The organism is Polynucleobacter sp. JS-Mosq-20-D10 (genome assembly GCF_018687755.1).
In the GTDB taxonomy this organism is placed as follows: domain Bacteria; phylum Pseudomonadota; class Gammaproteobacteria; order Burkholderiales; family Burkholderiaceae; genus Polynucleobacter.
Genome location: NZ_CP061305.1, coordinates 19,669 through 34,229, shown reverse-complemented (window position 1 = coordinate 34,229; position 14,561 = coordinate 19,669). Strand labels below are relative to the sequence as shown.

At 45.8% G+C, this 14,561-nt stretch carries 14 protein-coding genes, 3 tRNA genes and 1 rRNA gene; 6 read left to right on the top strand and 12 right to left on the bottom strand.

Annotation, left to right across the window (positions count from 1 at the left end):
• Positions 1–130: 130 nt before the first annotated feature.
• The 3 genes from FD967_RS00190 to FD967_RS00180 form a co-directional block, all read right to left on the bottom strand.
• A tRNA-Ala gene (locus FD967_RS00190) sits at positions 131–206 on the bottom strand.
• Positions 207–236: 30 nt separating this feature from the next.
• Positions 237–313 (bottom strand) — tRNA-Ile (locus FD967_RS00185).
• A 58-nt stretch (positions 314–371) separates the two neighbouring features.
• A 16S ribosomal RNA gene (locus FD967_RS00180) occupies positions 372–1,904 on the bottom strand.
• Between the two features lie 492 nt (positions 1,905–2,396).
• On the opposite strand from FD967_RS00180, the gene FD967_RS00175 reads away from it, so the two are divergent.
• The gene (locus FD967_RS00175) at positions 2,397–3,056 is read left to right on the top strand and encodes a GNAT family N-acetyltransferase (protein ID WP_215326114.1); all 660 of its coding nucleotides are present in this window, start codon (positions 2,397–2,399) and stop codon (positions 3,054–3,056) included.
• Here FD967_RS00175 and FD967_RS00170 read toward each other — a convergent pair.
• From FD967_RS00170 to FD967_RS00160, 3 genes are read right to left on the bottom strand one after another with little or no spacing between them, the layout of a single operon-like run.
• Complete coding sequence (locus tag FD967_RS00170; RefSeq protein WP_251369046.1) at positions 3,053–3,394, bottom strand: c-type cytochrome; 342 nt, start codon at positions 3,392–3,394, stop codon at positions 3,053–3,055. The genes FD967_RS00175 and FD967_RS00170 overlap by 4 nt on opposite strands.
• 35 nt (positions 3,395–3,429) lie before the next feature.
• Positions 3,430–4,077 carry a BON domain-containing protein gene (locus FD967_RS00165; RefSeq protein ID WP_215326113.1) on the bottom strand — a complete coding sequence of 216 codons (648 nt, stop codon included), beginning with the start codon at positions 4,075–4,077 and terminating at the stop codon, positions 3,430–3,432.
• 27 nt (positions 4,078–4,104) lie between these two features.
• Positions 4,105–4,707 carry a phosphoheptose isomerase gene (locus tag FD967_RS00160; RefSeq protein ID WP_215326112.1) on the bottom strand — a complete coding sequence of 201 codons (603 nt, stop codon included), beginning with the start codon at positions 4,705–4,707 and terminating at the stop codon, positions 4,105–4,107.
• Positions 4,708–4,813: 106 nt separating this feature from the next.
• On the opposite strand from FD967_RS00160, the gene rsmI reads away from it, so the two are divergent.
• Entirely contained in the window at positions 4,814–5,713 is a 900-nt protein-coding gene (rsmI, locus tag FD967_RS00155; protein WP_215326111.1) for a 16S rRNA (cytidine(1402)-2'-O)-methyltransferase, read from the top strand.
• 47 nt (positions 5,714–5,760) lie between these two features.
• On the opposite strand, the gene FD967_RS00150 is transcribed toward rsmI, so the two are convergent.
• Positions 5,761–5,997, bottom strand: coding sequence for a hypothetical protein (locus FD967_RS00150; RefSeq protein ID WP_251369045.1), 237 nt, complete (start codon positions 5,995–5,997; stop codon positions 5,761–5,763).
• A gap of 107 nt (positions 5,998–6,104) precedes the next feature.
• Here FD967_RS00150 and FD967_RS00145 point away from each other — a divergent pair.
• The 4 genes from FD967_RS00145 (at position 6,105) to gcvH (ending at position 8,266) form a co-directional block, all read left to right on the top strand.
• Positions 6,105–6,180 (top strand) — tRNA-Arg (locus tag FD967_RS00145).
• A 189-nt stretch (positions 6,181–6,369) separates the two neighbouring features.
• Positions 6,370–7,404: a fatty acid desaturase gene (locus tag FD967_RS00140; protein WP_215327102.1), complete on the top strand. Its 1,035-nt coding sequence runs from the start codon at positions 6,370–6,372 to the stop codon at positions 7,402–7,404.
• Positions 7,405–7,445: 41 nt separating this feature from the next.
• A complete protein-coding gene (locus FD967_RS00135; protein WP_041396810.1) occupies positions 7,446–7,631 on the top strand; it encodes a hypothetical protein in 186 nt (61 codons plus the stop codon).
• A gap of 242 nt (positions 7,632–7,873) precedes the next feature.
• Positions 7,874–8,266, top strand: coding sequence for a glycine cleavage system protein GcvH (gcvH, locus tag FD967_RS00130; protein WP_215326110.1), 393 nt, complete (start codon positions 7,874–7,876; stop codon positions 8,264–8,266).
• Here gcvH and priA read toward each other — a convergent pair.
• The 5 genes from priA to atpG all read right to left on the bottom strand — a co-directional run bounded on the left by priA (position 8,263) and on the right by atpG (position 14,550).
• Positions 8,263–10,398, bottom strand: a complete 2,136-nt coding sequence (gene priA / locus FD967_RS00125; RefSeq protein ID WP_215326109.1) for a primosomal protein N' — start codon at positions 10,396–10,398, stop codon at positions 8,263–8,265. The genes gcvH and priA overlap by 4 nt on opposite strands.
• A gap of 260 nt (positions 10,399–10,658) precedes the next feature.
• Positions 10,659–11,777 carry a uroporphyrinogen decarboxylase gene (hemE, locus tag FD967_RS00120; RefSeq protein WP_215327101.1) on the bottom strand — a complete coding sequence of 373 codons (1,119 nt, stop codon included), beginning with the start codon at positions 11,775–11,777 and terminating at the stop codon, positions 10,659–10,661.
• A 9-nt stretch (positions 11,778–11,786) separates the two neighbouring features.
• Positions 11,787–12,203 carry a F0F1 ATP synthase subunit epsilon gene (locus FD967_RS00115; protein WP_046329360.1) on the bottom strand — a complete coding sequence of 139 codons (417 nt, stop codon included), beginning with the start codon at positions 12,201–12,203 and terminating at the stop codon, positions 11,787–11,789.
• 21 nt (positions 12,204–12,224) lie between these two features.
• Positions 12,225–13,625 carry a F0F1 ATP synthase subunit beta gene (gene atpD / locus FD967_RS00110; RefSeq protein WP_215326108.1) on the bottom strand — a complete coding sequence of 467 codons (1,401 nt, stop codon included), beginning with the start codon at positions 13,623–13,625 and terminating at the stop codon, positions 12,225–12,227.
• 55 nt (positions 13,626–13,680) lie between these two features.
• Positions 13,681–14,550, bottom strand: a complete 870-nt coding sequence (gene atpG, locus FD967_RS00105) for a F0F1 ATP synthase subunit gamma (protein ID WP_215326106.1) — start codon at positions 14,548–14,550, stop codon at positions 13,681–13,683.
• Between the last annotated feature and the right edge of the window lie 11 nt (positions 14,551–14,561).

Here is a 14,561-nt window from a genome sequence, read left to right as displayed (position 1 = left end):
ACCCTTATTACATTGTCAAATGTCCTCTCAAAGAAACATTTGACACTTTGCTTACTCAAATTTTTAAAGAACAGCCATAAATGGCAAAACTAAACGATTAAATTTTCGTTTAGTTTTGACATTTAGATGATGGTGGAGGATGACGGGATCGAACCGACGACCCCCTGCTTGCAAAGCAGGTGCTCTCCCAGCTGAGCTAATCCCCCAACGTCCCACTAAGTCTTGTTTCTGGCTGGTGGTGGGTCTGGTAGGACTTGAACCTACGACCCCTGCGTTATCAACACAGTGCTCTAACCAGCTGAGCTACAGACCCGTGGCTTTTATTGTCAACCGATAAGTGTGGGCACTAGAGCTCCAGCATCTTTCTCTAGAAAGGAGGTGATCCAGCCGCACCTTCCGATACGGCTACCTTGTTACGACTTTACCCCAGTCATGAACCCTGCCGTGGCAGTCGCCCTCCTTGCGGTTAGGCTAACGGCTTCTGGCAAAACCCACTCCCATGGTATGACGGGCGGTGTGTACAAGACCCGGGAACGTATTCACCGCGACATTCTGATCCGCGATTACTAGCGATTCCAGCTTCACGTAGTCGAGTTGCAGACTACGATCCGGACTACGATGCATTTTCTGAGATTAGCTCCCCCTCGCGGGTTGGCAACCCTCTGTATGCACCATTGTATGACGTGTGAAGCCCTACCCATAAGGGCCATGAGGACTTGACGTCATCCCCACCTTCCTCCGGTTTGTCACCGGCAGTCTCTTTAGAGTGCTCTTGCGTAGCAACTAAAGACAAGGGTTGCGCTCGTTGCGGGACTTAACCCAACATCTCACGACACGAGCTGACGACAGCCATGCAGCACCTGTGTTCACTTTCCCTTACGGGCACCTAATGTATCTCTACTTCGTTAGTGACATGTCAAGGGTAGGTAAGGTTTTTCGCGTTGCATCGAATTAATCCACATCATCCACCGCTTGTGCGGGTCCCCGTCAATTCCTTTGAGTTTTAATCTTGCGACCGTACTCCCCAGGCGGCTGACTTCACGCGTTAGCTACGTTACTCAGGATGTAAATCCCGAACAACTAGTCAGCATCGTTTAGGGCGTGGACTACCAGGGTATCTAATCCTGTTTGCTCCCCACGCTTTCGTGCATGAGCGTCAGTGTTATCCCAGGGGGCTGCCTTCGCCATTGGTATTCCTCCACATATCTACGCATTTCACTGCTACACGTGGAATTCTACCCCCCTCTGACACACTCTAGCTATACAGTCACAGGCGCCATTCCCAGGTTAAGCCCGGGGATTTCACGCCTGTCTTGTATAACCGCCTGCGCACGCTTTACGCCCAGTAATTCCGATTAACGCTTGCACCCTACGTATTACCGCGGCTGCTGGCACGTAGTTAGCCGGTGCTTATTCTTCAGGTACCGTCATTCCCGGACTGTGTTAGAGCCGGTGTTTCTTCCCTGACAAAAGAGCTTTACAACCCGAAGGCCTTCTTCACTCACGCGGCATTGCTGGATCAGGGTTGCCCCCATTGTCCAAAATTCCCCACTGCTGCCTCCCGTAGGAGTCTGGGCCGTGTCTCAGTCCCAGTGTGGCTGATCGTCCTCTCAGACCAGCTACTGATCGTCGCCTTGGTGGGCTTTTACCCCACCAACAAGCTAATCAGGCATCGGCCGCTCTAATCGCGCGAGGTCTTTCGATCCCCCGCTTTCCCCCTCAGGGCGTATGCGGTATTAGCACAGCTTTCGCTGCGTTATCCCCCACGATAAGGTACGTTCCGATGTATTACTCACCCGTTCGCCACTCGCCACCAGGTACAAGTACCCGTGCTGCCGTTCGACTTGCATGTGTAAGGCATGCCGCCAGCGTTCAATCTGAGCCAGGATCAAACTCTTCAGTTTAATTCCTGTGATCCTTGCGGATCGTCGCACTCATTCAAGAAATTGACTTGGTTAAAAACCAAATCTTTTTACTGTCTATGAGTACTATTTATTTACATCTGTCCCGAAGGACTTGATGCTTTCACTTAGTACCCACAATTATCGGTTGACTAATTTTTAAAGAGGGCTGCGCGTTTTCGTATTTCATAAAACGTTGCAGCAGAGAGATGAGACTTTATACCCCTTTTTGGGGTCCGTCAACACCTTTCGTAGTCTTTTTCTATTAAAAGGCGATGTTTTTTCCTACTTTTAAAATAAAGCTATTAAAAACAAGAAGATGGGGATTGAAAATATTTTCAACTTTTTTGAAAATATACGGGTTTTTATGGATAAGGCGGTATGTTTGGGTCATGTATTCAGTTTTTTACTCCACTTATCACCCCCTTTTTGTCTATATTCCCATGTGTAAGGGAAAACCCTGTATTTAGTTCTGCTTTCTGCTAATATATTGCTATGCACAATAAATTAGCGAATAGTCACTTACCCGGCAAGCCATATAAGGCTGGCTTAGTCGTGCCTGTTCGCGAACTACATGCTGGCCATAGAGAGCGTGTTCTTCAGCATCTTTTGCTGCTAAATGAAGAGGATCGTCGTCTTCGTTTCGGCACTCAAACTCCTGATGCTGTTATTCATCGCTATGTAGAGCACCTTGAATTCAATCAGGATACGATCTTTGGCAGTTTTGACTCCCAGCTCAACCTGATTGGTATGGCTCATTTGGCATATTTACCGAAAACTAAAGGTCAGCCACTAGCCGCCGAGTTTGGCGTATCAGTGCTACCTAATGGCAGAGGGCAGGGCATAGGTACAGCTTTATTGGCACGTGCTTCGGTGCACTCACGCAATACTCGCATCGAAACCTTATTCGTGCATTGCTTGGCAAATAACCGGGCGATGATGCATCTCGCGCAAAAGGCGGGGATGCTTGTTGAGTACGCCCATGGCGATGCAGATGCTTACTTGAAATTACCACCCGCAAATTCAGGCACGATTGTTGAAGAAGCTGCCAATGAGCAGTGGGCTGACTTTGACTATGCCCTTAAAGAAAACTTTAAGCGCTCAAATGATGTGTGGTCCTGGTTTCTTGGAAAGCCAGTCGTTCGCCCAACTTAATTTGCGCTAGGCGCTCCGCGCAAAATCCAACTCACCAGTAAAGAAACATCAGCATCGCCTAACTTCGCATTTGCTGGCATTGGCACGACACCCCAAGAGCCGGAGCCACCCTTCCAGATTTTATTTTTTAGAAATTCTGTTGAACCAGAATCATATGCATATTTTTTTGCGACAGCTTGAAAGCTAGGGCCCACAATTTTTTTATCAACTGCATGACATCCCAGACAAGCATTTTGTTTTGCAAGTACAGCCGCTTTTGTATCGTCACTAGATGCCTTAGCAGTCAGCGAACATAGCAAGAAGACGGTGGCGAGTAAAAAATATTTCAACTGTTGCATAGGTAAATTCGTTACTCACCTTCCATCAAACAGCTTTACTGTTTTGGCATTGAGTTTGGTTGCACTTCATCTGCCTTACCTTGTTTTTCTAGGCGCGTCTTTTCTGCCTCAGAAATAATATCGAAGTAGACGTAAACATCCTTTACACCGTCAGCATTGCTCGTTACTTTCTTAGCAATCGCTGCTTCATTTTGTGACAGAATACCCATCAAATAAACACTGCTACCTTCAGCAACAATCGCCATTGAATTCGACGGAAGTTTGTCTGTGAAAATCATTTGGGTTTTGATTTTAGATTCGAGGAAAGAGTCATTCGCTCGAGCCGTATAGGTGCTGTTTGGCCCAATCACCAATTCATTAAAGACAGAGCGAACATTTTTCATGGCCCTTACATACGCCCCAACCTGACTCTTTATGTCCGCATCTTTCACTTCACCAGTCAACAATACCTTTTGATTGAATGATGTCACGTTGACGTGCGCATCATCGCCATATCGCTTAGCTAAAGCATTACCAGCTTCCAACTCAATGCCTTTATCGATTGCCTGCACGGCCGGCGATCGGCGATCCGCCATTACACTTGCACCCGCCACTACACCACCAATAGCCAATACTCCGCAACCAGATATGAATACGGAAATCAAAATCGCGGCAAATAATTTGATGATGAGAGTATTTCGCATATGCGTACCTTCTAATGTGTGAGACTATTAATCGAGCAATAAATGATCTACGCCATCGCATAAGGCGTGAAGCAAAACTAAATGTGTTTCTTGAATGCGAGCAGTGCGGGTCGAGGGCGCGCACAGATGAATGTCATCCGTATCTAATAGGCTTGCAATTTTTCCGCCATCATTACCAGTCAAGGCAATAATCTTTATCCCCATCTTTTTTGCAGCCTCAATTGCCTGCACTACGTTTTTTGAATTCCCTGAGGTGGAGATGCCGATCAAGATATCGCCTTTTTTGCCGAGGCCGCGCACTTGCTTACTAAACACTTCATCGTAACTGTAGTCATTGCCAACTGCGGTCAAGATTGAAGTGTCGGTAGTTAATGCAATCGCTGCCAACTCTTGTCGCTCACGCTCAAAGCGGCCCATTAATTCAGCAGAAAAATGCTGCGCATCAGCAGCAGATCCGCCATTACCGCAAGCCATCACTTTTCCGCCAGCACGCAAACAATCTGTCATGGCGACTATGCCGCGAGCAACCTGCTCAGGAAGTATTTTTTCAGCCGCCTGCTTAACAGCAATGCTGTCTAAGAAATGTTGGGATGCGCGAGCGCGCAAACGTTCGAGAGTATCTTTATCCATCGCATTATTATGCGCCAAAGTGCAAGCAATATGTCTGCGCTGCCCCTGAATTCAAAAGGGACGTATTCTCTTACTTATTAATATCTCATTAGCAAAAGATTGCCCCATGGAATTGAGCTCCTTTGACTTTTTAAAACAGCAGGATCTGCCAGCCAAGGCCTTATATATGGTTGCCACTCCGATTGGCAATATGGGGGATATCACCTTGCGTGCGCTGCATGTGCTTAATTCAGTGGATGGCATTGCCTGTGAAGACACCAGGCATAGCGCGCCCCTGCTTCAACATTTTGGCATCCACAAGAAATGTATTGCCTTGCATGAGCACAATGAAATTACTGGCGCGCAAGCCATTATTGAGCGCCTCGCTGAAAATGAACGCTGGGCCTACATCTCGGATGCGGGCACGCCAGGTGTTTCTGATCCAGGCGCAAGACTAGTAAACGCTGTTCAGAAAGCAGGCTTTCGAATTATTCCTATTCCCGGAGCTAGTGCAGTGTCGTCCGCCATTTCTGCTAGCGGCTCAGTCATGCTGCCATCCGAGGGTCGATTTCAGTTTCTTGGCTTTTGGCCGAATAAAGCCAAAGAGCGTGGAGTACTCATTCAAGATATTCGTAACAATTCAAAAACGAGTATCTTTTTTGAATCACCACATCAAATACGTGACACCCTGATAACGCTAAGTAAAGAGTTGGAGCCCAAGCGACAAGTACTAGTAGGCAGGGAGCTCACCAAAAAATTTGAGCAGCTGGTGACGCTCACTGCTGCAGATATTCCAGAGTGGCTTGAGAAAGCGGAGAGCCTCAGGGGTGAGTTCATTGTCTTAGTGGCTGGCCGCCCAGCCAATGCAGATGAGTCCCCCGAACATTCAACGCTCTTGCTATGGGCCAATGCCTTAAGTCCTTACTTAGGCAGCAAAGAAATTGCTACCGTACTTGCTCAAATGCTTGGGCTCAGTAAAAAGGAGGCTTACCAGGTGGCCTTGGATGCCAAAGATCAAAATAGCTAACAATAAAAAAGCTGGCTAGATGCCAGCTTTTTTTAGGTGCCAAAAAATTATTTAGCAGCGGAAGTCGCTTCCTTAGATTCTGCAGATGCGCCGGCATCTTTAAAATTCAATTGCGCTACTGGCTTAATGAGTTGCTCAGCCGATGCGTCCAAATCTACTCGCTTGCCATTGTTTACGAACACCATTAATAAAAGAATGATGATGAGTGGTACAAAAAAGCTAGCAAACACCATGATGATCAATTGTTTGGGTGACTTAATTAGACTGCCGTGTGCTTCGCTCATAGGACTTTTATCGTTAGACGGGTTGTAAGGTTTAATTTGCACCAATTATAACGAGACTGTATGGGATATAGGCACTTACAATAGCGAAGTAAGCGAATTTCCTACGGGCGCCCGTAGCTCAGTGGATAGAGTATTGGCCTCCGAAGCCAAGGGTCGCAGGTTCGATTCCTGCCGGGCGCACCAAAACAGAGGGGGTTTTGACCTACATCATGCGTGAATTCGTGAAAAAGGCTATCATTTCTCCCTAACTTATTGATTCTTATCATGTCAAATCATCTAAATTCTGCCCTATCCGAACCATCTTTGGCCAATCCTTTGGCTCCAGATCATCCATTGCCGCACCGAAAAGTTATTCGCAGCTGGCTGATCCCTATGGCTCAAGGAGAAACAGCAAAAGCAATTGCCTTGCTAGTGCTAGATGCTGTTTTATGGCTTGCCTGTATCGCTGGCACTATTTTCATTGAAAGCGCGCTGATCAAAATCGTATTGGGCTTAGTTGCTGGTTTTGTTACTGGTCGCATCTTCATCTTAGGTCATGATGCCTGCCATCAAAGCTATACACCACACCGCGAACTTAATAAAGTATTGGGCCGCATTGCGTTCTTGCCATCTCTAACCCCATATAGCTTATGGGATGTAGGCCACAACGTGGTTCACCATGGTCAGACTAACCTCAAGGGCTTTGACTTTGTTTGGGCTCCATTATCAAAAACGGAATTCGATGCCCTTCCTGCATGGCGTAAAGCCTTGGAGCGTCTCTACCGTAGCGGTTGGGGCCCTGTTTTTTACTACCTCATTGAGATCTGGTGGAGACGTGAGTACTTCCCGAATGCCAAAAATAAACCTGGCGACCGTCCAATTTTCTTGAAAGATAATTTACTGGTGACTGGCTTTGCCATTATTTGGATTGCTTGTCTCATTGCCGGCGCCCTCGCTACTGGTCAATCTGTTTGGCTTGGCATTATTACCGGTTTTGCCGTTCCCTTCCTCTTCTGGAACGGAATGATTGGTTTTGTGGTCTATGTTCACCACACCCACACTTCAGTCTCTTGGTATGACAAAAAATCTGAGTGGTTGCGCGCCCAGCCTTTTGTGTCGACCACAGTGCATTTGACCTTCAATTGGATTTGGGGTTCCTTAATGCACCACATCATGGAGCATACCGCCCACCATGTGGATATGAGCGTACCTTTATACCGCCTCCAAGAGGCTCAAAATACCCTAGAAACCATCCTTCCAGAGCGTATTTTTATCCAGAAGTTCTCCTGGGCCTGGTACTTTGATACCGCTCGCAAGTGCAAGCTCTATGACTTCGAGAACAAGGCTTGGCTCGATTTTGATGGCAATAAAACGGCTGATTCGGTCAGAGTCGTCCTTAGCCCAGCCCCAGCAGGACAAAACGGGTAAAATAGAACTTCTGTACATGATTTGGATTACCCGGATTACCCATGACTACTTCGACTCCAGCTGCTACCCAAGAAACTTCACAGAGCCTTAAGTTTTGCTCCTCATGCAGTCGCGAAAAGCGCCTGGAGGGTGGCACCTGGATTCCGACAAGCAATCGCAAGCAGCGTTGGATTTGTGCAAGTTGTTTATACAATCGCACACATCGTACCGGCTCAGCAAAAACCTAAATTTCAAACCAGCTCTTTGATACAAAGGCTTTTGCATCACCAAATCCAAAATTCTAGTTTGTTATGGAAGTGGTCTAAGTAAAGCTACTCATCAATCTGCGGGTCCTCAAGTTGGCGCACCCAGTGGAATGGGGTAACTGGACCCTTTCCCTAATTTAATCAGCATAAACAAAATAAGCGTGTAATTTGCTCAGTCACTTATGTGTGGCAAATAATCTAAAATATCGCCCACAGGGTATGCAATGAAAACTCAAGACACATTTAAATTCGCAGAAACACATGAGTGGGCCAGCATCGAAGATGATGGACTAGTATGGGTAGGCATCAGCAATCATGCGCAAGAAGCTTTGGGTGATGTGATGTTTTTCCAAGCGCCAAAAATTGGCCAGCAAGTGAAGCAGGGCGAAGCTATTGCTGCAATTGAGTCTGTTAAAGCGGCAAGCGACATTCATGCTCCTATTAGCGGTGAGATTATTGCCCTCAATGAAGAAATGGATGCCAGACCTGAGGCCGTAAATACTCAGCCGTATACAGTTTGGTTATTTAAAATTAAACCAACATCTTCCGAAACGCTTAGCACCAATCTAAACGACTTAATGTCGCTATCACAATACGAATCTAGTGCAGGCGCTTAGATAGCAATCGGATCGCGCTCTACCAACCATCGAATGCGCGATGTTTTGCTGATTCTTCCCGTGGACTCTTGGCGTAATTCTTGATCAATTATTTCGAGCGTTTCTTGCAGCACCTTGCGATTGCCCGATTCAATTAATAATTGAGCCCGCTCTGCGCCTGCTACCCGCATGACTGGCTTAGGTACTGGGTCATACACCTGAAGCTCTCTCGTAATCATCCCCCTACTTTTTATGCGCGCCTTTAGTTCATTCAAAAACCTAATCGCCTTATCTAGGCTTTTACCTTCTGCATGAATAAGCGCTTGATATGAGTAGGGTGGTAATTTTGCTTCTTGCCGCTCACTAGCAGTGAATGCTAAAAATCCATCGACGTCGTGTCTTAATAAATACTGAAATACTGGTGACTCAGGGTATTGTGTCTCAATATAAACATCACCCCCAGCTTGACCGCTAGCTCCAGATCTTCCAGCACGCCCAGCTACTTGAACTAACTGCGCAAATAATCTTTCGGCTGCTCTAAAGTCAGCTGAATATAGTCGACTGTCCGCATCTAATACGGCTACTAATCCAATGTTTTGATAGTCGTGTCCTTTGGCAATCATTTGAGTGCCAACGACAATGTCAACATTACCATCGTGTATTTCTGTAAAGAGAGCTTCTGCTCCTTTGCTCTTTCTACTTGAGTCTGTGTCGACTCGTAATACCCTTGCTTGCGGCCACATGTCTTCAATAGCATCTTCTACTTTTTGAGTCCCATGACCAAGTGTTTTAAGGTCTGCATTTCCACAATCAGGGCAAAACTGTGGAATAGGCTTTACCAACCCACAATGGTGACAATTTAAGACTGATCTTTTGCTTAATGCGCCGGCTTTATGCATTACTGTGTAGGTAGAGCATTGCGTGCATTTTGATAACCAATTACATGCTGAGCAACTGAGTACTGGGGCATAGCCGCGCCTATTAATCAAAATCAAACTTTGTTTTTTTTCTGCAAGTGATTTAGTAATGGCATTTGCAAGTGTTTTTGTAATTAGGCTTTTCTGCTTTGGCGCACCCTCATCTCCTGGGCTAAATTGATTTTGCGGGTTACGTGTATTAATTAAGTGCACGCTGGGTAAGCTTGCTCCTTTGGCGCGCTGATCAAGTCGAATATTTTCATAGCGGCCTGATTGAGCTGCTAACCAGGTTTCTAGAGATGGTGTTGCAGAAGATAATAGAATGGGAATCTTTTGATCATGCGCTCGCCAGATTGCTAAATCTCTTGCTGAGTATCGAGTGCCATCCTGTTGCTTATAAGATGGGTCGTGCTCTTCATCCACCACTATGACTCGTAAATTTGGCATTGGCGTCAAAGCTGCCAGCCTAGTTCCTAATATAATTTGTGCCTTGCCAGTCATTGCCTCATACCAAGCAATACCTCTTTTCTTTTCACTGATACCACTATGCAATACCGCCATTTTTTTATCGGGGAAATAGGCGCTTATTCGTCTTTCTAATTGTGGGGTTAAATTAATTTCTGGCACTAGTAAAAGTGCTTGGGCACTTTCATCGTCAAGGATGCTCGCTAGCCAATTGAGGAAGACGGCAGTCTTCCCGCTTCCAGTTTGACCCTGCAATAGTATTGCCCGAAATTGTTTTTCTTTTTTTTCACCATCTCCCAATAATTTATTAAGAGCGGCCTTTTGATTGGGGTTCAATTGATTTTGTGTGATTATTCCCTCTGAGCTCACATCAAACCCTTTTTTGCTTTTTTTCTCTGCTGACTTCAGTTTTTCTGGAATCTTTTCCCAGTCTTCCGCCTTTTTCCACATCTGCGGAATAACTGGCAAGATAGTTTCTCCAAGCGCATGAACGTAATACTGACTTGCAAAATTCATTAGCCTCAATAGAGCTGGATCGAATACTGGAAGTGGTGCGAGCTTTTCTACAGACTTTAGTTTTGATATTTCATAATCAGAGTGATTGCTCACTTTTATTACAACTCCGATTACTTTTGATCTTGCGAATGGTACTGCAACTACATTACCTATTTCTGGTAATTTGCCTAATTTTTCAGCATCCCACAGGTAGTCAAAGCCCTGGGCCAAAGGCTTATCTATTACTACCTGCACAACAGTGGGTTTAAGCGCCATTTACTATTTTTTCTGTTTTATCCTGTGGATAAGTCTGTGGATATCATTTGATTTTTTCTACTTCTTTATTTATTTTATAGGAACAATAGCTTGCACAGAAAACTAGCATTTTATTTATTTCTATATAAATCAATACTTTAGAATGATTACTAAAGGTGAAAGTTCACAACTCTCTCGAATCTCTCTGTATTTATGATTTTGCACATTTCTGTGCATAACTTTCTGGCGTAATAATGGCCTAAGTTAGCAATTACTTGCGTCTATTGCTTTGCCCGTAAGGCTTTTGACTTGGAAATTACTGCTTCGGACAGAGCTGTCACGCTTTCAGGTGGGGTAAATTGGTTGATGCCATGACCCAAATTGAAGATGTGTCCATCCAGCGGATGAAGCCCCGGCTTTAGTGGGGGGGCACCAGCCAAATCCTCCAAAAGACCCTCTGCAGCACTTACAATTTGCTTCGGCTCTGAAAACAAAATAAGCGGATCTAGGTTGCCCTGCAAAGCCAGTGGCTTATTGATATCTAAAAGTTCCTTGCGTGCACTGCTTAAGCGCATGGTCCAGTCAATCGCAATGACATCTGCCCCAATTTGCGCCATATCGTTTAACCAAATACCACCACCTTTTGTGAACATAATGATTGGGAGCTTGCGCCCCTCATGTTCACGGGGCAATAGTTCAATCACTTTTTGCATGGCAGCCAAGGACATGCGCTGATACCATCCATCGGGAAGTAATCCTCCCCAGGTATCAAATATCATGAGTGCTTGTGCTCCGGCTTTTACCTGCTCAATTAAATAGGCTGCCACCGACTGGACATTAATCTCAAGAATATGTTCAAGCAAATCTGGGCGACTGAACATCATAGTCTTGGCATGACGAAAATCATCTGAACCTGAACCGTCAATCATGTAGCAAGCTAGTGTCCACGGGCTTCCGGAAAAACCAATGAGCGGCACCCGCTGTTTGCCGTCCTGAATCAATGCCTTGCGAATTTCTGATACAGCATCAAAAACATATTTGAGCTGATTCATATCAGCAACGCGTAATTTTTTTACCGCTTCTTCAGTACGAAGGGGGTGCTCGAAACTAGGTCCCTCTCCTGTAGTAAATTTTAGACCCAAACCCATAGCATCAGGAATGGTCAAAATATCGGAGAACAAAATCGCAGCGTCTAATGGGTAGCGATCCAATGGCTGGAGTGTTACCTCAGTGGCATAAGCTGGATTTTTAGCGAGCCCAAGGAAGCTACCAGCCTTAGCTCGGGTTGCATTGTATTCCGGGAGATATCGTCCGGCTTGACGCATAAGCCAGAGCGGGGTTTGATCAACCGCTTCGCCCAAGCAGGCTTTTAGAAATCGATCATTTAATAACAAGGAAATGTTCGCCCCTTACTTTTTACGACGGAAACGTGCAATAGCAGCCAGTTGTGCTGCTGCCATAGCAAACTCTGACTGTGCTAAGGCCATATCAAAGTCAGTACCACGATTCTGCATAGCTTCTTCAGCGCGTTTCTTGGCTTCGTTAGCTTTGGCTTCATCAAGGTCATGTCCGCGAATGGCGGTATCTGCCAATACAGTCACATGATCCGGCTGTACTTCTAAATAGCCACCTGCAACGAATACAAACTCTTCATCTCCATCAGCTTTTTCAATACGAACTGAACCTGGACGAATGCGTGTAATCAAAGGAGTGTGGCCGCGTAAAATACCGAGCTCACCATTCTCGCCAGGAAGCGCAACGAACTTGGCCTCTCCGCTGAAAATAGATTGCTCAGCACTTACTACATCGACGCGTATGGTTGACATAATTTCCCTAGATGAGTTCGATTAAAGCTTCTTAGCTTTCTCGATGGCTTCATCAATTGAACCCACCATGTAGAACGCTTGCTCTGGCAAGTGATCCAATTCGCCGCTGCAGATCATTTTGAAACCGCGGATGGTTTCTTTCAATGGAACGTATTTACCTGGTGAACCAGTAAATACTTCAGCAACGTGGAATGGCTGGGACAAGAAACGTTGAATCTTACGTGCACGTGACACAGCTAATTTGTCCTCTGGTGACAGTTCATCCATGCCCAAAATAGCAATAATGTCGCGCAACTCTTTATAACGTTGCAAAGTCATCTGAACTTCACGAGCTACGTCGTAGTGCTCTTGACCAACTACTTGTGGGTCAAGTTGACGGCTGGTTGAGTCCAATGGATCAACCGCTGGATAAATACCCAAAGCAGCAATGTCGCGTGACAATACAACTGTGGAGTCTAAGTGCAAGAAGGTTGTCGCTGGTGATGGATCGGTTAAGTCATCCGCAGGAACGTAAACAGCCTGAATAGAAGTAACAGAACCAGTCTTTGTGGAGGTAATACGCTCTTGTAATTTACCCATCTCTTCAGCCAATGTAGGCTGATAACCCACGGCTGAAGGCATACGGCCGAGCAACGCAGAAACTTCAGTACCGGCCAATGTATAACGGTAGATGTTATCAACGAAGAACAAAATATCACGGCCTTCATCACGGAACGCTTCAGCCATTGTCAAACCAGTCAATGCAACGCGCAAACGGTTGCCAGGAGGCTCATTCATCTGACCAAACACCATCGCCACTTTGTCGATAACGTTAGATTCTTTCATCTCGTGGTAGAAGTCATTACCTTCACGAGTACGCTCACCAACACCGGCAAACACTGATAAACCTGAGTGTTGTTTAGCAATGTTGTTAATCAATTCCATCATGTTCACGGTCTTACCAACACCCGCACCACCGAACAAGCCAACCTTACCGCCTTTAGCAAAAGGGCAAACTAAGTCAATAACCTTAATGCCGGTTTCTAGCAAGTCAACAGAAGGGGAGAGCTCATCAAACTTCGGTGCTGGCTGGTGAATAGCGCGACGCTCTTCAGTGGCAATCGGACCTGCATCATCAATTGGGCGACCCAAAACGTCCATGATACGACCCAATGTTGCTGGGCCAACTGGGACTGAAATTGGCTTGCCTGTAGAAGCAACTTCCATACCGCGACGTAAACCATCGCTTGCGCCCATAGCAATCGCACGAACTACACCATCGCCAATTTGTTGCTGCACTTCAAAGGTCAAGCCTTTTTCAGCAAATGATTTTTCGCCACTATCAACTAATGTCAACGCATCATAAATGTTTGGCATTTTGTCGCGTGGGAACTGAATGTCCACCACTGGACCGATACATTGCACGATATTTCCGTTACTCATCGCATTTCTCCGCTTTTAATTCCTGAATTCTTTCGTATTCCTAAACGCTAACCGCTTAAACCGCAGCCGCTCCGCCAACAATCTCTGACAACTCTTTAGTGATAGCAGCCTGTCTTGTTTTGTTGTATTCCAATTGCAATTCGCCGATTACATTCTTCGCATTATCTGAGGCGGCCTTCATTGAGACCATCCGTGCAGATTGTTCTGAAGCCATATTTTCAGCAACAGCTTGATAAATCATTGCCTCTACGTAGCGCTTTAGCAGGCCATTTAAGACAGACTCAGCGTCTGGCTCGTAGATGTAGTCCCAAGAGTTCCCGGACTTTTCCTCTGGAGTTAATGCTACAGACTCCAATGGTAAGAGTTTTTCTAAAACAGGCTCTTGCTTCATTGCATTAACAAAGCGGGTATATGCCAAATACACGGCATCAATTTCTCCGCGCTCAAACGCCTCTAATTGGGCTGTAATAGCGCCAATTAAAATATCCATATGTGGCGTATCGCCAATCTGAATTGTCTGAGAAATGAGTTTTGCTTTAGAGCGATTTAAAAACTGGAGGCCTTTTGAACCTATGGCAGTATATTCAATGCCAATATTGCCGCTCTCCATATCGCGTACTTGGTTTGCAATCAGACGCAATACATTGGTATTCAAGCCACCGCATAAACCTTTGTCTGTTGTAACTAAGATTGTGCCAATTTTCTTCACTTCACGAGTTGCCATGTATGCAGGGCGGAACTCAGGATTTGCTTTTGAAAGATTGGCAACAATCTCACGAATTTTTTCAGCATATGGACGCGCATTGCGCATGCGCTCTTGGGCGCGACGCATCTTGGATGCGGCGACCATTTCCATTGCCTTCGTGATCTTGCGCGTGTTTTGCACGCTCTTGATCTTAGATCGTATCTCTTTTGTGCTTGCCATGATTTATGCGA